General features: G+C 67.4%; 16 protein-coding genes. 12 read left to right on the forward strand and 4 right to left on the reverse strand.

Features of this window, described 5'->3' with window-relative positions:
• The 3 genes from Q0U08_RS08760 to Q0U08_RS08770 form a co-directional block, all read right to left on the reverse strand.
• On the reverse strand, positions 1-686 hold a 686-nt coding region (locus Q0U08_RS08760; protein WP_298090997.1), incomplete at its 3' end, for a glycosyltransferase family 4 protein.
• A 79-nt stretch (positions 687-765) separates the two neighbouring features.
• Complete coding sequence (locus Q0U08_RS08765; RefSeq protein ID WP_298090998.1) at positions 766-1,773, reverse strand: NAD-dependent epimerase/dehydratase family protein; 1,008 nt, start codon at positions 1,771-1,773, stop codon at positions 766-768.
• Entirely contained in the window at positions 1,770-3,122 is a 1,353-nt protein-coding gene (locus Q0U08_RS08770) for a UDP-glucose/GDP-mannose dehydrogenase family protein (RefSeq protein WP_298090999.1), read from the reverse strand. The genes Q0U08_RS08765 and Q0U08_RS08770 overlap by 4 nt, the downstream gene beginning before the upstream one ends.
• A gap of 316 nt (positions 3,123-3,438) precedes the next feature.
• Here Q0U08_RS08770 and Q0U08_RS08775 point away from each other — a divergent pair, with 316 nt between their 5' ends.
• From Q0U08_RS08775 to Q0U08_RS08800, 6 genes are all read left to right on the forward strand, one after another.
• The gene (locus Q0U08_RS08775) at positions 3,439-4,797 is read left to right on the forward strand and encodes an aldehyde dehydrogenase family protein (protein ID WP_298091000.1); all 1,359 of its coding nucleotides are present in this window, start codon (positions 3,439-3,441) and stop codon (positions 4,795-4,797) included.
• A gap of 63 nt (positions 4,798-4,860) precedes the next feature.
• Entirely contained in the window at positions 4,861-5,799 is a 939-nt protein-coding gene (locus Q0U08_RS08780; protein WP_298091002.1) for a hypothetical protein, read from the forward strand.
• A gap of 248 nt (positions 5,800-6,047) precedes the next feature.
• Entirely contained in the window at positions 6,048-6,908 is an 861-nt protein-coding gene (locus tag Q0U08_RS08785; RefSeq protein WP_298091004.1) for a UTP--glucose-1-phosphate uridylyltransferase, read from the forward strand.
• Between the two features lie 15 nt (positions 6,909-6,923).
• On the forward strand, positions 6,924-9,104 hold the full coding sequence (locus tag Q0U08_RS08790; protein WP_298091006.1) for a polysaccharide biosynthesis tyrosine autokinase: 2,181 nt from the start codon (positions 6,924-6,926) through the stop codon (positions 9,102-9,104).
• Positions 9,105-9,134: 30 nt separating this feature from the next.
• A complete protein-coding gene (locus Q0U08_RS08795; protein WP_298091007.1) occupies positions 9,135-10,508 on the forward strand; it encodes a hypothetical protein in 1,374 nt (457 codons plus the stop codon).
• A gap of 69 nt (positions 10,509-10,577) precedes the next feature.
• Positions 10,578-12,026, forward strand: coding sequence for a globin-coupled sensor protein (locus Q0U08_RS08800; protein ID WP_298091008.1), 1,449 nt, complete (start codon positions 10,578-10,580; stop codon positions 12,024-12,026).
• A gap of 653 nt (positions 12,027-12,679) precedes the next feature.
• On the opposite strand, the gene Q0U08_RS08805 is transcribed toward Q0U08_RS08800, so the two are convergent.
• Positions 12,680-12,922, reverse strand: coding sequence for a hypothetical protein (locus tag Q0U08_RS08805; protein WP_298091010.1), 243 nt, complete (start codon positions 12,920-12,922; stop codon positions 12,680-12,682).
• Positions 12,923-13,269: 347 nt separating this feature from the next.
• Here Q0U08_RS08805 and Q0U08_RS08810 point away from each other — a divergent pair, with 347 nt between their 5' ends.
• The 6 genes from Q0U08_RS08810 (at position 13,270) to Q0U08_RS08835 (ending at position 17,870) form a co-directional block, all read left to right on the forward strand.
• Positions 13,270-13,926, forward strand: coding sequence for a PepSY-associated TM helix domain-containing protein (locus Q0U08_RS08810; protein WP_298091011.1), 657 nt, complete (start codon positions 13,270-13,272; stop codon positions 13,924-13,926).
• 13 nt (positions 13,927-13,939) lie between these two features.
• Complete coding sequence (locus Q0U08_RS08815; RefSeq protein ID WP_298091013.1) at positions 13,940-14,419, forward strand: DUF2271 domain-containing protein; 480 nt, start codon at positions 13,940-13,942, stop codon at positions 14,417-14,419.
• A gap of 11 nt (positions 14,420-14,430) precedes the next feature.
• Entirely contained in the window at positions 14,431-15,258 is an 828-nt protein-coding gene (locus Q0U08_RS08820; protein WP_298091014.1) for a DUF4198 domain-containing protein, read from the forward strand.
• 30 nt (positions 15,259-15,288) lie between these two features.
• Positions 15,289-16,245: an FAD:protein FMN transferase gene (locus Q0U08_RS08825; protein ID WP_298091015.1), complete on the forward strand. Its 957-nt coding sequence runs from the start codon at positions 15,289-15,291 to the stop codon at positions 16,243-16,245.
• Positions 16,242-16,691, forward strand: a complete 450-nt coding sequence (gene msrB, locus Q0U08_RS08830; protein ID WP_298091017.1) for a peptide-methionine (R)-S-oxide reductase MsrB — start codon at positions 16,242-16,244, stop codon at positions 16,689-16,691. The genes Q0U08_RS08825 and msrB overlap by 4 nt, the downstream gene beginning before the upstream one ends.
• Before the next feature lie 75 nt (positions 16,692-16,766).
• Positions 16,767-17,870 carry a Gfo/Idh/MocA family oxidoreductase gene (locus Q0U08_RS08835; RefSeq protein WP_298091018.1) on the forward strand — a complete coding sequence of 368 codons (1,104 nt, stop codon included), beginning with the start codon at positions 16,767-16,769 and terminating at the stop codon, positions 17,868-17,870.
• Positions 17,871-17,933: the final 63 nt, after the last annotated feature.

The following is a 17,933-nucleotide window of genomic DNA, read 5'->3' on the forward strand; positions in this document are numbered from 1 at the left end:
AGATCGTGCAGCCCCTTTTCGGGCACCAGCCGCCCCACCGCCAGCAGGAACGGTCCGTCCAGCCCCAGCCGCTCCAGCACCAGCGCCGGGTCCGCATCGCGCGGCAGCTCGGGCGCGCCGTTGGGGATGTAATGGATGTCGTCGGCCCGTGCCGGGAACGTTTCGCGCAACTGCCGCGCCAGCGACGGCGACACCGCAATGATCCGGTGCGCAAAGGTCAGCGCCAGCCACTCGCCAAAGCGCAGCGCCGTCTTGGCGAGGACACCCCATTTGGCGCGGTGATAATCGGTGCCGTGATGCGTCACCACCACGCGCAGGCCCAGCAGTCGCGCCAGCGGCGCCATCAGCCCGGGCCCGATCGCGTGGATATGCACCAGGCTTGCCCCCCGCCGCCACGCCATGAAGACCGCGACCAGCGTGGCGAGGATCGCCTCCAGATGCTTCTGCCGCGGGCAGGGCACGCCCACCATCTCCACGCCTTTGAAGACGCTGCGCTTCTCGGGCAGATATCCGGCCCGCCCCAGAACGACCGACCGGTGCGCCGGCCACAGCGCCTTGATGCGCGGCAGCAGTTCCTCGCAATGGCTCTCCACCCCGCCCATGACGTGGGGAAAGCCACGCAGGCCCGTCACGCAGATCGTCGGTTCGGTGGCATCACCTTCATGCGCGCTCGCACGCTGCACCATGGTCAAACTCCTGCATCGGTTCCCGCCCCATCGCACCTGCCCCCCCCGGGGTTGAACTGGTCGTCGAAATGTTCGGGGATCAGGCGACGGCGGCCACCGGCGGCCTTTCCCAACGGTCGTAGATGTTCAGATACCAGTCGGCGAAGCGGGCGATGCCTTGCGCCAGCGACACCTTGGGGCTGTACCCGGTCAGCGCCGCGATCTGCGAGATGTCGGCATAGGTCGCGGTCACGTCGCCCGGCTGCATCGGCCGCATCTGCTTGATCGCCGGCACGCCCAGCGCGTTCTCCAGCGTGGCGATCATCTCCATCAGGCCGACCGGATTGCAGTCGCCGATGTTGAGCAGCCGGTTCTCACCGCGCGCCGCCGGGCGGTCCAGCACGCCCACCACCCCATCGACGATGTCGTCGATATAGGTGAAGTCGCGCGCCATCTTCCCCTCGCCGAACACCTCGATCGGCTCACCCGCCAGTATCTTCCGGGTAAAGCCGAAATAGGCCATGTCCGGCCGGCCCCAGGGGCCATAGACGGTGAAGAAGCGAAGCCCGCTCTGCGGAAAGCCGTAAAGCTTGGCGTAGGACTGGCTCATCAACTCGCACGACCGCTTGGTCGCGGCGTAGAGCGATACCGGCGCGGTGCACGGCTCGTCCTCGCGAAAGCCTTCGCCGCCGATCGGCCGGTCGCCGTAGACCGAGCTGGACGAGGCATAGACGAGATGCTCGAAGTCCGGCGCATGGCGCGCCGCCTCCAGGATCGCCAGATGCCCCTTCAGGTTGCTCTGCTCATAGGCGAACGGGTTTTCCAGGCTGTAGCGGACGCCCGCCTGCGCAGCGAGATGGACGATGCGGCGGATGCCGTATCGCGTCACCAGTGCCGACACCGTTTCCGGGTCGGACACGTCGCCGCGCACCATCTCGAACCCGGGGCGCCCCTCCAGCCTTGCGGCCCGCGCATCCTTCAGCGCGATCTCGTAGTAGCTGTTGAAATTGTCGAGGCCGATCACCGCCTCGCCACGGGCGAGCAGGCGTTCGCAGACCGCGTGGCCGACAAAGCCTGCCGCGCCCGTGACGAGGATGGGACTGGTCATGCCGCCGCCAGCGTCTCGTCGGCGTCCTGCGCCAGCTCGCTGTCGCTCGGTCGCCCGACGCTGTAGTAGCGGATGCCCAGCGCTTCCATCTGCTTGGGCGGATAGACGTTGCGCAGGTCGACCAGAACCGGCTCGGCCATCACGTCCTTCAGCCGCTTGAAGTCCAGCGCCCGGAACGCATCCCATTCGGTCACCAGCACCACCGCCGACGCGCCCTCGGCCACGTCATAGGCGGAGCGGCCATAGTCGACGCCGGTCAGCATCGTCGCCGCGGCCTCCATGCCCTCGGGATCATAGGCGCGCACCGTGGCGCCGGCATCCTGCAGCGCCTGGATGATCGACAGCGACGGCGCATCGCGCATGTCGTCGGTGTTGGGCTTGAAGGTCAGGCCCAGCACGCCGATCGTCTTGCCGCGCACGTCGCCGTCCAGCGCGTTCAGCACCTTGCGCGCCATCGCCCGCTTGCGGCGGTCGTTGATCGCCACCGTCGCCTCGATCAGGCGCACCGGCGACTCGTGATCCTGTGCGGTCTTCATCAGCGCCAGTGTATCCTTGGGGAAGCATGATCCGCCATAGCCAGGGCCGGCATGGAGAAACTTCGACCCGATCCGGTTGTCCAGCCCGATGCCGCGGCTGATGTCCTGCACGTCCGCGCCCACCTTTTCGCACAGGTCGGCGATCTCGTTGATGAAGGTGATCTTCATCGCCAGGAACGCGTTGGCGGCGTACTTGATCAACTCGCTGGTGCGGCGTCGCGTGAACAGCACCGGCGCCTTGTTCAGATAGAGCGGGCGATACACCTCCTCCATCGGCCCGCGGGCACGCTCGTCCTCGATGCCGATGACGATACGGTCGGGGCGCTTGAAGTCCTCGATCGCCGCGCCTTCGCGCAGGAATTCGGGGTTGGAGGCGACGGCGAACTCGGCGACCGGATTCACCTCGCGGATGATCCGCTCCACCTCGTCGCCGGTGCCGACCGGCACGGTCGACTTGGTGACAATCACGGTGAAGCCGTCCAGCGCACCGGCGATCTCGCGCGCCGCGGCATAGACATAGGACAGGTCGGCATGACCGTCGCCGCGCCGGCTGGGGGTGCCGACGCCGATGAACACCACATCGGCCTGTGCCACGGGACCAGCCAGTTCGGTGGTGAAGGACAGGCGCCCGGCCGCGACGTTCTTGGCCACCAGGTCTTCCAGACCGGGCTCGTAGATCGGGATGCCGCCCGCCTTCAGCTTCATGATCTTGGTGGCGTCCTTGTCGACGCACACGACGTCGTGGCCGAAATCGGCAAAACACGCGCCGGACACCAGGCCCACATAACCCGATCCGATCATCACGATCCGCATATCGTCTGCTCCCTCGTTCGGAGATGATATTCTCTGCTGCGCCTGCGAACAGTCGGCGCCCGAAACCGTACCGTCAACGTAGTAGCTTCGAGCCGAGTGAATCCGGCGGCGAAACGAAGTTTTTACTCAACTACTCAAGATGTTGGGAATGTATCCACACTATTGACCCCGGCGTCAGCAACAATCCGGCGGAGTAATCCTTGCGGGAAGCTGAACGTTGCGACGCAACATGGCAAGCTTGTGTCACGGCTCGTCCCGATCTTGCCTCGGTCGGCCGTTAAGGTACAAGACTCGTGAACTCTCGCCGGCGCCGCCCATGACATTCGCACAACGTGCTGCATTCCTTGCCGAATTGCCCGTGTCGCTGGCCACGCGGCAGGATCGGCTCGTTCGCGCCGCCAGGATGGTGGAAGGGCAGGCGGAGGCCTTGTGCCGCGCACTCGTCGCCGATGGCCGCCACCCCGACGTCACCGCCGCACGCCAGGCCGATGTCACGCCCGCCCTCGCCGCCCTGCGCGATGCGGCGCGCAAGGTCGGCGACTGGATCCGGCCTGCGCCTGCCGGCGGATGGCTGGGGCGGATGACCCGCGGTGACGACTATATCGCCTGTCAGCCCCTGGGGGTGGTGGGCCTCGCCGCGTCGCACACGCTGCCGCTCAGCCGTACCATGGGGCTGCTTGCCGGCGCGTTGGCCGCGGGCAATCGCGTGGTGATCCGCTTCGATCCTGCCACGCCGCATCTCGCCGAACGGGTGGCGGCCGCCGTCGCAACCGCGTTCGATCCGGCCGAACTGACGATTGCCTCCTCGGACGACGCCTTTGCCGCGATGCGCTTCGACCGGCTGGTGATCAGCAGCCCGGCCACCGCCGATCATGATCGGGCCGACCATGACGGCGGCAACCATGAGGGGGCTGGGGCCGTCACCATCCACCGCTCCGGCAAGACGCCGGTGATCCTCGGCCGCTCCACCGATTTCGCGCGCGCGGCCGAGCGGATCGTCGCGGCCAAGCTGGTCCAGGCCGGTCGCGTGCCGCTCACCCCTGACTATCTGCTCGTCCCCGCCGAACAGGAGGAGATGGTCGGCAACTGGCTGTGCCGGGCCGCCGCGCGCCTGTTCCCGCGCATCGGGGACGAGGCGGGCGACACCCGGCTTACCCGGGAAGAATCCACCCGCATCGACGCGCTGCTGGCGGATGCCCGCGTCCGCGGTGGCACGGTGCTGACCATCCCCGCCCCGCGCGCCGGCCGTGCCCCGCTCCACATCGTCCGCCATGCCAGCGACGACATGGCGATCCTGCGTGAAGAGATTGCCGGCCCCATCCTGCCGCTGCGCAACTACGCCCCGATTGACGAGGCGATTGCCGAGACGCACACCCGCCAGCCGCTCGCCATCTGCTATTTCGGACGCGACGCCGCGGAGCGGCAGCAGGTACTGGCACGCACCATATCCTCGACGATCGCGATCAACGGCCCCGCCCTGCTCGGTCCCGCCCTGCCCGGCCCAGCCCTGCTAGACCGCGCCGTCTCAGCCGTCGGCCTGACGCTGGCCGGCGAGCATGGTGAGGCGGCCTTCCGCCAGATGAGCCAGACGCGCCGCGTCTGCCGTCCGCCGCTCCTGGATATCGCGCGCGCGCGCGTGGAACTTGGCATCCGGGGTCTGCCCGCCCTGCCCTGATCCTTCCACGACTCGGCGCAAGCCACTGGTATCGCGCGGCTATGCCATGCTCAGGGCACAATCATGCCCGATCCGGTCCTTCGCCGCAGCTCCGGCCCCCGCATCGTCGCGGACGGCGAACCCGTCTATATCGTCCGCTCCGGCCAGCGCTTTGTCGGCACGCGCGCCAGCGATGTCGGCAACGGCCTGTTCGTTTTCCGCGATCCCGTATCGAACGTCCGGATCGAGGATATCGCGGTCACCGGCGGCTACCGCGTCATTGAAAACGGCGCCGCCAGCCGCGACTCGCGCGCCGATTGCGTGGGGCTTCTCGTGCGGGGCGCCCGCGCCACCGGCCTGACGCGCAGTTTCGCCCGCATCCGTTATGGCAGCCATCACGGCGTGTTCGAGGATGTGCAGGCCAGCGGCACCCGCACCACCGGCGCGCATGATCTGCCCGTCGGTATCGCCTTCATGGGCGATGCGCATGATTTCCGGTTGGAACGCTGCACGATGCGCGGCTTTTGCTGGCAACGCGGCGAGAAGCGCTACTGGAACGGCGACGGCTTCTCCGCCGAGCGCGGCAATGCCCGGCTGATCTTCCGCAAATGCGCCGCCTGGGACAATAGCGACGGCGGCTTCGACCTGAAATCGACCGAAACCCTGCTCGACGACTGCGTCAGCGGGCGCAACGCCCGCAACTACCGGCTGTGGTCCAGCATCCATGCCACCCGGCTGACCAGTATCGAGCCGCGCAAGACCGGCGGCATCGGCGACACCGTCCACTTCATGCTGATGGGCGCCAAGTCCCCCGGCGCCGAACCTCCGGTGATTCGCATCGATCACCTCGTGGTGCGCAGCACGACGGGTTACCCCATTTTCGACGTGCATGACGGGCCGGTGCGCCTCGTCATCGGATCGCATGATATTCAGGTACCCAAAGGTACGCCGCTGGTCCGTCGTCAAGGCAAGGCGGGCGTCGCCGGTGGCATTCAATTTACCGGCGCACCGCCTCGCCTTTGATTTACCTCGCGAATATTCTTTCGACCGCGCTTTGCACACAGTTCAACGCCTGCATCTTGCTGCGATGCAGCGCAGCGGCGCAGCATGTCGGCGTCAGGCGAGGACATGGCAGGAAGTGCGGTTGCCCGGGCTGATCCCAAGCTGATCCCGGCCCAGGGCCCGCGCTGCCATTTCCCCGTTTACGACGCTGGTTTTTCCGCTCGTGTCCCCGCCTGCTCGGACACGGCGCATCATGAAGAGGGTGGAACATGCGAAAGCTACGCAAGGCGGTCTTCCCGATCGGCGGCATGGGAACGCGCTTCCTGCCCGCGACCAAATCCATGCCCAAGGAGATGCTGCCCGTCGTCGATCGGCCGCTGATCCAATATGCCGTGGACGAAGCCCGCGAAGCCGGAATCGAACAGTTCATCTTCGTCACCAGCCGCGGCAAGGGGATGATCGAGGATCATTTCGATCACGCCTTCGAGCTTGAGGAAACGATGAGCCGCCGCGGCAAGTCGCTTGGCGTGCTGGACGATACCCGCATCTCCCCCGGCGACATCACCGTCATCCGCCAGCAGGAACCGCTGGGTCTCGGCCATGCCGTCTGGTGCGCACGCCGTGTCGTCGGGGACGAGCCGTTCGCGGTGCTGCTTCCCGACGACCTGATGGTCGGTCGCCCCGGCTGCCTGAAGCAGATGGTCGAGGCGTATAACGAACGCGGCGGCAACCTGATCTGCACCGAGGAAGTGGCGCCCGCCGATACCGCCAAATACGGCATCGTCACGCCGGGCGAACGGTTCGGCGCGGTCACCGAGGTGAAGGGCCTGGTCGAAAAGCCCGCTCCCGCCGACGCCCCCTCCAATCTCGGCGTCATCGGCCGCTACATCCTCCAGCCCGAGGTGATGGACATCCTCGCCGGCCAGGAAGAGGGCGCCGGCGGCGAGATCCAGCTCACCGACGCGCTCGCCCGCCTGATCGGGCAACAGGCGTTTCACGGCGTCACCTTCCGCGGCACCCGCTACGATTGCGGCGACAAGGCCGGCTTCGTGACCGCGACGATCGCGCTCGCCCTACAGCGGCCGGATATCGCGCCTGCGGTGCGCGCCTTCATGGCGACGGCGGCGTAAGGCCCCATGGACGCGATGGTCCGCCGGCCCCAGGGTCCCCGCCACGACGCACCCGATCCGCAGGTGGATCGGGCTGCGCTGATCGACCTGCATCGCATCTTCGGCATCATCCGACGCCGCTGGATGGTGATCGCAGCCTCGGTACTGGCGGCCATCGTCCTTGCCACCATCGCCTATCTGACCGCAGAGCCGCGCTACATGGCCACCGCGCAGGTGGCGCTCGACCGCAGCCGCGAAAAGGTGATCAACGTCGATGCGATCACCCCCACGGTCGATCCTGATTCGGCGGCGGTGGATACCGAGGTGCAGATCCTGCGCTCGCCCGAACTCATCGGCCGCGTCGTCGACAAGCTGCATCTGGAGCGCGATCCCAATTTCAACAAGGCGCTGGAGGATCAGCCCGCGCCCCCCGCCGGCCAGCCCGACCTGATCGGCCGCCAGCGCGCGATCGGCACGATCCTCGGCAATCTTCTGGTGAAGCGTGACGGCCTCTCCTACGCGATCAGCGTCACTTTCGAGGGGGACGAGGCGGTGCAGACCGCCAAGGTGACGAACGCGATCATCGAGGAATATGTCGCCGGCCAGACCGGCGTGAAGACCGAGGCTACCGCCCGCGCCCGCACCTTCCTCGAACAGCGCCTCCAGCAACTGCGCGTCCAGGTGCTCGCCGCCGAACGGGCGGTCGCCAACTACCGCGCCTCGCACAACCTGTTCGCGCTCTCCAGCGCCAGCACGGTGACGCAGGAGGAGATGTCCAACCTCTCCACCCAGCTCGCCCAGGCACAGGCCGAGAATGCCGCGGCGCAGGCGCGCCTGTCCACCGCCCGCGCGCAACTCGCCCGCGGGCGCAGCGGCGAGGAACTGGGCGAGTCGCTCGATTCGCCCGTGGTCAGCGCGCTCCGCTCGCAGCGGGCCCAGGCCGCACGCGAGGTCGCGGCGCTGGAGAAGCGTTACGGCGCGCTCCATCCCGAACTCGTCCGCGCCCGCGGCGAACTCGCCTCCACCGACGAACAGATCAAGGCGGAGGTCGGCCGCGTCGTCGCCAACGTCTCGAACCAGGCGACGATCGCGGCGCAGCGTGCCGCCTCGCTCTCCGGCTCGATCGCCGCGGCGCGCGGTCGCCTCGCCGGCGACAACGAAGCCTCGGTCCGCTTGAACGAGCTGGAGCGTAACGCCGAATCCTCGCGCACGCTCTACCAGGCCTTCCTCGACCGCTATCGCCAGACGGTCGCGCAGGCGGGCCTCGAACGCTCCGACTCCTATGTCGTCAGCAAGGCACGCGTTCCCGGCGGCCCCAGCAGCCCCAAGGCGCTGATGTATGCCGCCATGGCGATCGTCGGCGGCCTCGGTGTCGCCGCCCTGCTCGTCCTCCTGCTGCAATTGCTGGAACGCGGGCTGGAGACCGGCGAAGCGGTGGAACAGGCGCTGGGCCTGCCCACGCTCGCCTCCATCCCCGATGCGCGCACGCTGCCCGCCTATCGCAAGGGCGGTCTGCCCGCGCCCCCGGCGGAATTGCTGCTCAAGCGCCCGCAATCGGTGTTCGCGGAGGCGTTCCGCACGCTGCGCACCTCGATCCAGTTCGCCCAGTCCGGCTCGCCGATGCGCGTCGTGGCGATCACCTCCTCGGTGCCGGGCGAGGGCAAGACGACCACCGCGATGGCGCTCGCCCGCGCCGCCGCCAGCGCCGGTTCGCGCGTCCTGCTGATCGACTGCGACGCCCGCCGCCGCGCCTTCAGCCGCCAGTTCGCCGAACAGGTCAAGGTCGGGCTGGACGAGGTGATCGACGGCAATGCGACGCTGGACGAGGCGATCATCAAGGATACGCTGACCAACGCCGACCTGCTGCCCCAGCGCTCCAACGCGGACGGGATCAGCCTGTCGGACACCACGCGCTTCGCCGACCTGCTGGAGTCCTTGCGCGAGCATTACGACCTGATCCTGCTCGATACGCCGCCGGTGCTCCCGGTGGACGAGGCGCGCGTGCTGGCCAGCATGGCGGACGGCGTCGTCTTCCTCGTCCGCTGGCGCAACACCCCCGCCAAGGCCGCCGGCATCGCGCTGCGCCAGTTGCACGACGTACAGGCCAACGTGCTGGGCGTCGCGATGACGCTGATCGACATGCGCGACCATGCCCGCTCCGGCTTCGGCGACGCCAGCTACTATCTGCGCGAATATAGCAGCTATTATGCGGGGTGAGGCCGCAGGGGAGAGGGGGGAGCGGTACAGGTGAACGCCACCCTCTCCAGCTACGGCCCCGCCTTCGGCCTCGGCGTCCTCATACCCGTCACGCTGCTGCTGATCGTCCCCCTGGTGATGGCGATCCGCAACACCGCCAGCGTGCCGGGCAAGTTCGTCATCATCGCGCTGTGGCTGCGCTACATCGCCGGCGCCTATCACATCTACATGTTCAAGCGGCTGGGCGCAGGGCTTTCCGGCAACGCGCTCTTGTCGATCGGCGTGACCGCGATCGGGCTGGCCTTCATCGTCCGCCCCGCCAATCTCGCCATCCGGCAATTACTGCCCATCTATCTCCTCATCGCGATCGCGATGGTCAGTGCGGTGCTCAACCACGATCCCGCCGGCGGCATCAACACCGCGGTCAAATACGCCTATCTGATCGTCATCGCGGTTGCCGTGTTCCAGGCGCTGCGCCTCGATCCGGAAGGCAGGTTCATCGGCTGGGCGCTGGTCGCCTTCCTGCCGCTGCTCGCCTTCCAGGCATTGTCCGTGGCGCTGCATCTGCCCAAGGGGTCGGAGACCGGCGACGGTCTCGTCTGGATCGGCGGCTATAATCACGAGGGCGCCTTTTCGGTCGCACTGGTGGCGGGCTTCACCGTCGGCTGCTTCGCCCGCTCGGTCCCCCCCGCCATCCGCATCGCCTTCCTGTTCGTCACGCTGATCGGCATCCAGCTCGCCGGCTACCGCACCTCGATCCTCGCCCTCGCCCCGCTCGCCGCCGCCACCTTCTTCATGGGGATGACGGTCAGCGTCCGGCGCGAACAGCGCGCCTTCATGGCGACCAGCGCACTCGTCGGTGGTACCGTCGTCCTGTCCCTCGCCGCCATCCTCTACGCCGACAAGTTCGCCGACCTCGTCACCTTCCTCGCCCACCCCGGCCAACTCATCAAACCCCCCCGCGAATTCGACTATGCCGACCGCCAGGTCATGTCGGCCCGCCCCCTGATCTGGAGCAGCTATCTGTACGCGTGGAAGGAGGGCGGCGCGGTCCAGACGCTTGTCGGCTTCGGCCCGGAAAGCTGGGAAGGGCTGTTCAAGGTCTATCCGCACAACACGCTGGTCGGCACGCTCTACGAACTCGGCCTGTTCGGGGTCGCCGCGATGGTGCTGCTGTGGATCGTCATGGCCGCTGCCGCCTTTCGCGCCGCGGGCGAGCGCATCAAGCTGATCGCCGCGCATTTCGCCTTCTTCCTGCTCAACATGGCGACCATGCCCTTCTGGCAGGTGGAGGGGCTGGGGCTTTATGGCTTCCTGTGCGGCTACACGATCTTCCAGGCCCGCGCCGCCGCCACACGCCCGCGGTGGAAGCGTCCGCTACGCCCGTCGTACAAACCCGCAATGGGTGCGTCTCCCGCCCGATAGAACCGAAACAAACCGTTCTATTATCTTGGATTTCACCTCTTGGCCGTAGCGATGCGGGCAGGAGGAACCATGTCCGAGCCGATCACCAGCTTTCCGGAAAAACTTGCCGCCTTCGGGTACACACCGGGCAGCTACCGCGCCTTTCCGGCCGTTCGCAAGATGGTCGCGCGCCACGCCCCCGCCGCGCTGCGCCGCCTGTACGACCACATTCGCGCGACACCCAAAGCCGCTGCCTTTTTCGGCTCGCCTGCGGTGATGGACCATGCCCGCGACAAGCAGCTCGATCACTGGCTCACCCTCTTCTCCGGCCCGCTGGACGATCATTACCGCATCCGCGCCGAACGCATCGGCAGCGTCCACGCCCGCATCGGCCTGTCCCCCACCTGGTACATCAGCGGCTACGCCCGCATCCTGGAGGACATGCTGCCCAAAATCCTGCGTCGCGGCATGCTCAACCCCCTCGCCGCGTCGCGCGCCGCGACCACGCTGGTCAAGGCGTCGCTGCTCGATATGGATGTCGCCCTGTCAGCCTATTTCCAGGCCGAGGAAGCACGCCGGGAGGCGGTGATCGCGCAGGTCGGCCGCGTGCTGGAACGACTGGCGAGTGGCGATTTCACCGCCACGCTGGATGATCTTCCGCCCGGCTACGAAGCGCTGGCCGCCGATTTCGAATCGATGCGCACGCGCTTTTCCGCAACGCTTGGCCAAGTGGCGGACGCGGCGACGCGCATCAACACCGGGTCTTCCGGGGTCAGCGGCGCATCGGACATGCTGTCCCAGCGTACCGAGCAGCAGGCCGCCAGCCTGGAGGAAACGGCCGCGGCGATGGACCAGATCACCAGCACCGTCCGCCGCACCGCCGACGATGCCGCGCGTGCCAATGATGCGGTCGGCCACGCCCGTGGCGAGGCGCAGACCAGCGGGACCATCGTACGCGAGGCAATGGCCGCGATGGACGGCATTGCCCGTGCCTCGGCCGAAATCGTCGACATCATCGCGGTGATCGACGGCATCGCCTTCCAGACCAACCTGCTCGCACTCAACGCCGGGGTCGAGGCGGCGCGCGCCGGGGACGCCGGCAAGGGGTTCGCGGTCGTGGCGTCGGAGGTCCGCGCGCTGGCACAACGCTCGGCCGATGCCGCCAAGGACGTGAAGGCGCGGATCACCGGCGCCTCGGCACAGGTCCGCGTCGGCGTCGACCGGGTTAACAGCACCGGCGAGGCGCTGGAACGCATCATCGCGCATATCGCCGATGTCGACGCGCTGGTCGCCCAGATCACCGAGGCGGCAGGCCAGCAGGCGCAAGGGCTGGCACAGGTGAACACCGCGGTAGCCGAGATGGACGGCGTGACCCAGCAGAACGCCGCCATGGTCGAACACGCCGCCGCCGCCGCCCGCGACCTCGCCGCAGAGGCCGATGCACTGGCCCGCGAAGTCGCCCGCTTCCAGCTCGAACAAACCCCTGCTCCGCCCGTCGCAAGGCGTGCCGAGCCGATCAGGCTGGTCGCGACGCGTTAAAGTCAGATGACATGAGGTTGAACCATTGATCCGTTCGTCTCGAGTAGCCGTCGAGTAGCGGCGAAGCGGCGTATCGAGATGAACAGGTGAACATGCTCCCAGCATGTTCACCTGTTCATCGTATCGAGGGACCCCCGCCCCAAACGGGCACCTCTCGATACAGGCTCTCGGCAAGCTCGATCCTTACTCGAGGCGAACGGACGGGATGGAAATCGGTCAGGTTGAGGCATCGCGCATCATATCTGACCCGCCGCCTCCGTTCGTGCGGAGCCCTTCGACCAGCTGGCAAGCCAGCCGCTCAGGATAAACGTCAGCACTTCGTGCTGTAGTCGAAGCACAGCACGCGGCGCTTGGCCCCTTCGACTGCCTGCCAAGGCAGGCGCTCAGCAACAGGCTTCGACTTCGCTCAGGCCGAACGGATGGGTGGTGCAGGTTTAACGCACGATGATCTAGGCCGGGCGAATGACGGATCAGATCCTGTCATCTCGCGCTCGCGCTCTGCATTGGCATCGGAGCACGTGCATCAATCATCACATCAGCGGGCGGCACCAGGCCCCACCCCCCAACGAAAATGGGGAGCCCCGAAGGACTCCCCATCGACCGCGCGGCGGCTCAGCGTCTTGGAAGCGGGAGGCCCGCCGCGCGGGAACAGCTCAGTTGCTGTCCGAATCGTCGTCGCTGTCAGCCACGATCACGATGCCGGCAACGACCGCAGCAGCGGCGAGCACGGCAACGATCACGCCGCCACCGGCGAGTTCGTTCTTCTTGGCCGACGGAGCAGCGGCGCGAGCCGACTTGGCAACCGACAGGCTGGCGGCCGAGTTGGCCGGAGCAGCTGCAACCGGAGCCGCGACGAGCACGGTTGCGGCAGCAGCGGTAAGGAACTTACCGATCATGATTAGAACTCCCAAAATGCGAGTGCCGCTCATGACCTAAATCAAGTAAGAAGTCCAGCCCTTTTACTGTCGCGAACGTCACGAACGCTTGCGCCAGACGGCTTCCAGCCACATCAGCATGCTGCCGACCGACACCAATGTCACCGCCATGATCGTTTCCTGCACGCCCATGACGCCTCCTCGAACAATCCCCTATGTTGCACCGCAGCATAGGGCCATTCAAGTAGCGCCCGTCAGAATAAGTGCAGTGCGAAGCTTCCAATGGGTCAGACCATGAAGCCGCCACCCGCATGATAATCACTCGCATTAGCCTTGCATTGCACCATGCCTCCGCTTAGGCAGACGGCGTGGATCAGGTTCGTCTTTCCCCTTCCCGCGCGCCCCGGCCAGCCAAGCGCAAATGGCGCGGCTGGTGGCTGAAACAGCTTCATACCTGGCACTGGGTCAGCGCCGCGATTTCGCTGGTCGCGATGTTGCTGTTCGCGGTCACCGGCATCACGCTCAACCATGCTGCCTCGATCGCCGCGACGCCGGTGGTCACCAACCGCAACGCCCCGCTGCCGCCGCTGATCGTGCAGGCGCTCGCCGCCCCGCCGGCAAGCCCGGACGCGCCGCTGCCGCCAAGGGTCGCCGCCGCCGCCAAGCGCGCGGTCGGCCTCGATCCCACGGGCCGCGCGGCCGAATGGTCGGATGCGGAGGTCTATGTCGCGCTTCCCCGCCCCGGCGGCGATGCATGGCTGTCGATCGACCGCGCCAGCGGCCGGATCACCGCGGAAATCACCGATCGCGGCTGGATCTCCTACCTCAACGACTTGCACAAGGGGCGCAATTCCGGCGCTGCCTGGTTCTGGTTCATCGATGTCTTTGCCGGTGCCTGCATCCTGTTCACGCTGACCGGGCTGCTGCTGCTTCAGCTTCACGCCCGCCACCGGCCATCCACCTGGCCGCTGGTCGCTGCCGGACTGGTGCTGCCCGCGCTTCTCGCCATGCTGTTCATTCACTGAGGGGGTTTATTCCATGCGTCCATCGCCGCTTCTGCTCGGCATCGGCATGGTCGCCGCGCCGGCCACCGCCGGTACGGTCACCGTCACCATCCCGCGCCTGAACGTCGCCGAATATCACAAGCCCTATGTCGCGATCTGGCTGGAGCCGACCGCCGGCGGCCCCGCGCGCACGGTGGCGGTGTGGTATGACGTGAAGAAGGGCGGCAACGAGCCCGGCACCAAATGGCTGGCCGACCTGCGCTCCTGGTGGCGGAAAGGCGGGCGCAGCATGGCGATGCCCGCAAACGGCGTCAGCGGCGCCACCCGCGCCCCCGGCCAGTATCGCATCCCGCTGCCCGCCGATCTGAAGCCCGGCCAATATGTCCTGAACGTCGAGGCCGCGCGCGAGACCGGCGGCCGCGAACTGGTCAGCATCCCCGTCACCGTGCCGAACGGCACCGCGCAGAAAAGCGGCTCGGCCGAACTCGGCGCCGTCACCCTCTCCGCCCGCTAAAGGAGTTCTCCATGAAGCGCTTCCTGCTTGTCGCCACCGCGCTCCTCTCCATTCCCGCCGCCGTGTCCGCGCATCGGGGCTGGCTGCTCCCGTCGGGCACGATCTTTTCGGGCACCGATAGCTGGGTGACGGTCGATGCCGCGGTGTCGAACGACCTGTTCTTCTTCGATCACCAGCCGATGCGGCTTGATGGGGTCAAGGTCTGGCAGCCGGACGGCACCCCCGGACAGCTCCAGAACGGCGCCACCGGCCGCTATCGCTCGGTCTTCGACGTGAAGCTGGACAAGCCCGGCACCTGGAAGATCGGCAGCGAGAACAGCGCGGTCATGGGCAGCTTCAAGGTGAATGGCGAGGAAAAGCGCATCGGCCGTCGCGGCCCGCCCCGCCCCGACGCGCCGCCGCCACTGACCGTCGCCGACATTCCGGCGAACGCGACGGACGTGAAGGTGACGGAGATGGCCAATCGCAACGAGATCTTCGTCACCGCCGGCGCGCCCACCACGACCGTGTTCAAGCCGACCAACAAGGGCTTGGAGCTTGCCCCCGTCACCCACCCAGACGAGCTGGTCGCGGGCGAGCCGGCCAGGTTCCGCTTCCTGGTCGATGGCAAGCCCGCCGCGAACCTGAAGGTCACCGTCATTCCCGGCGGCAAGCGGTATCGCGATTCCGAAAACGCGATGGAGCTGACCACCGATGGCCAAGGCTTGCTGACCGTTACCTGGCCGACCGCGGGGATGTACTGGCTGAACGCCACCGCGACCGACAGCAACACCACGACGCCCCGCGCCACCGAGCGGCGACTGGGCTACACCACCACGCTGGAAGTGATGGCACCGTAAGGTGCGGCAAGGGAGAGGGCGAAGGCCGACATGCGCATAGCCCTCCCGACCCATATCGATCCCGCCGCCTTCGCCACGCGTGACGCATCCGCCCCGATCGTCACGCTGGAGGGGGCGACCATGGGCACCCGCTGGCGCGTCCTCTACGCCGCTCATGCCGATCCCGCCCCCATCGCCGCCGCGATCACGCAGACGCTCGCCCGCATCGTCGCGGAGATGAGCCATTGGGACGCGGACTCCCTCCTCAGCCGCTTCAACCGCGCGCGCGCCGGCCACTGGTTCGGCCTTCCCCCCGACTTCGCCCATGTCATCGCCGCCGCCCTGCGCATCGCCGCGGCCAGCGACGGCGCCTTCGACCCTGCCATCGGCCACCTCGTCAACGCCCATGGCCACGGCCCCACCCGCCTCTCCGGCAGCCGCAACGGCTGGCATCACCTCGCCTGGGACGCCGCCGCCCGCCGCCTCCGCCAGCCCGGCGGCCTCGCGCTCGACCTCTCCGGCATCGCCAAGGGCCATGCCGTCGACGCCGTCTCGCACGCCTTGCGCCGCGCGGGGCTCGCCCATGCCCTTATCGACATCGGCGGCGAACTCGCCGGCACCGGCATCCGCCCCGACGGCGAACCCTGGTGGGTCGATCTCGAAAACCCGCCCGGCGCCCCCCTCGTCCCCTTGCGCATCGCACTCCACGGACTGGCGGTCGCCACCTCGGGCACCTACATCCGGGGCGACCATAATCTCGACCCCCGCACCGGCCGCCCGGCCGCACACGGCGTCGTCGCCGCCAGCGTCATCCACCAAAGCGCGATGGAGGCAGATGCCCTCGCCACCGCGCTGACCGTTCTGGGCCATGATGCGGGCGCCGCCTTCGCCATCCGCCACGCGCTCGCCGCCCGGCTGGTGCTGCGGCGGCACGGGACATGGGACGAATGGCTGAGCCCCGCGTTGCTCGCGATGCTCGAACCGCAGGAACAGGAGACGTTCGCATGACCCGCTACACCCGCACCGAAGAGGCGATCGCCCGGCTGACCCCGGAAGAATTCTACGTCACCCAGCAGAGCGGCACCGAACGCCCTGGCACCGGCGCGCTGCTGAACAACAAGAAGCCCGGCATCTATGTCGATGTCGTCTCGGGCGAACCGCTCTTCGCCTCGTCGGACAAGTATGAATCCGGCTGCGGCTGGCCCAGCTTCACCAAGCCGATCGAGCCTGCGCACGTCACCGAACTGCACGATCGCAGCCACGGCATGGTCCGCACCGAAGTCCGCTCGGCACACGGCGACAGCCATCTCGGCCATGTCTTCCCCGACGGCCCGCGCGACCGGGGCGGCCTGCGCTATTGCATCAACTCCGCCGCCCTGCGCTTCGTGCCCCGCGAGGAGATGGAGGCCGAAGGCTACGGCGACTATCTGGGTCAGGTCGAGGACATAGGCTGATCCCCCTTCGCCATGGACAAGCTTCCCCCACCCGTGCAGGCTGCGCACGGGTGGAGAAAATTGGGAGCCAAGTCGATGATCGGAGAGGATTTTAATCGGCGCACCGCGCTCAACCTGATGGGCCTTGGTCTCGCCGGCGCGGCATCCGGCGCCTTGGCCCAGGCGCCCGGACGCAAGCTCGGTTACGCGATCGTCGGGCTCGGCGGCTATGCCACGCGCCAGATCATGCCGCAGTTCAAGAATTGCCGATCCTCGCGCCTCGTCGCGCTGGTCAGCGGGACGCCCGAAAAGCTCACCCGCTACGGCGACGAATACGGCATCCCCAAGACGCATCGCTACAGCTACGCGAACTACGACCGCATCCGCGACAATCCCGATATCGACATCGTCTATGTCGTGCTGCCCAACAACATGCACGCCGAATACTCGATCCGCGCCAGCCAGGCGGGCAAGCACGTCATGTGTGAAAAGCCGATGGCGGTCAGCGCCGCCGAATGCGAAGCGATGATCGCCGCGGCCAAGCGCGCCAACCGCAAGCTGATGATCGGCTACCGCTCCCGCTTCGAACCGCACAATGTCCTCGCGATCCAACTGGCCAAACAGGCGCATGTCGGCCGCACCCGCATCGTCACCGCCGAGCACGGCTTCAACGCCCAGCCGAACCAGTGGCGGCTCGACAAGGCGCTGGCCGGCGGCGGATCGCTAATGGATATCGGCATCTACAGCCTGAACGCCGCCCGCTACCTGACCGGCGAGGAACCCGTCTCGGTCACCGCGGTCGAGTCCACCGACAAAAACGATCCGCGCTTCCGCACCGTGGAGGATCAGATCAACTTCATGCTGCGCTTCCCCTCCGGCGCGATCGCCGATTGCGTGTCCAGCTACAGCTCCAACCATAATCGCTACCGCGTCGTCGGCACCGATGGCTGGATCGACCTGGAGCCGGCCACCTCCTACGAGGGGCAGCGGATGCGCATCCGCAAGGACGGCAAGGAAGCGGTTCGCGACGTGCCCCCCGGCCCCGTCAACCAGTTCGTCGGCCAGCTCGATCACCTGTCCGAATGCGCGCTGACCGGCCGCCAGCCGATCGTCGCCGGCGAGGAAGGCCTGGTCGATCTCCGCCTGATCGAAGCAATCTACCGCTCCGCCCGCGAAGGTCGCCAGATCAAGCTGGGGTGATTCCAGACGTTCCCTCTCCCCTCTGGGGAGAGGGCTTCATGAAACTGCCCCCGCTCCTAACTC

Source organism: uncultured Sphingomonas sp., from assembly GCF_946477935.1.
In the GTDB taxonomy this organism is placed as follows: Bacteria; Pseudomonadota; Alphaproteobacteria; order Sphingomonadales; family Sphingomonadaceae; genus Sphingomonas.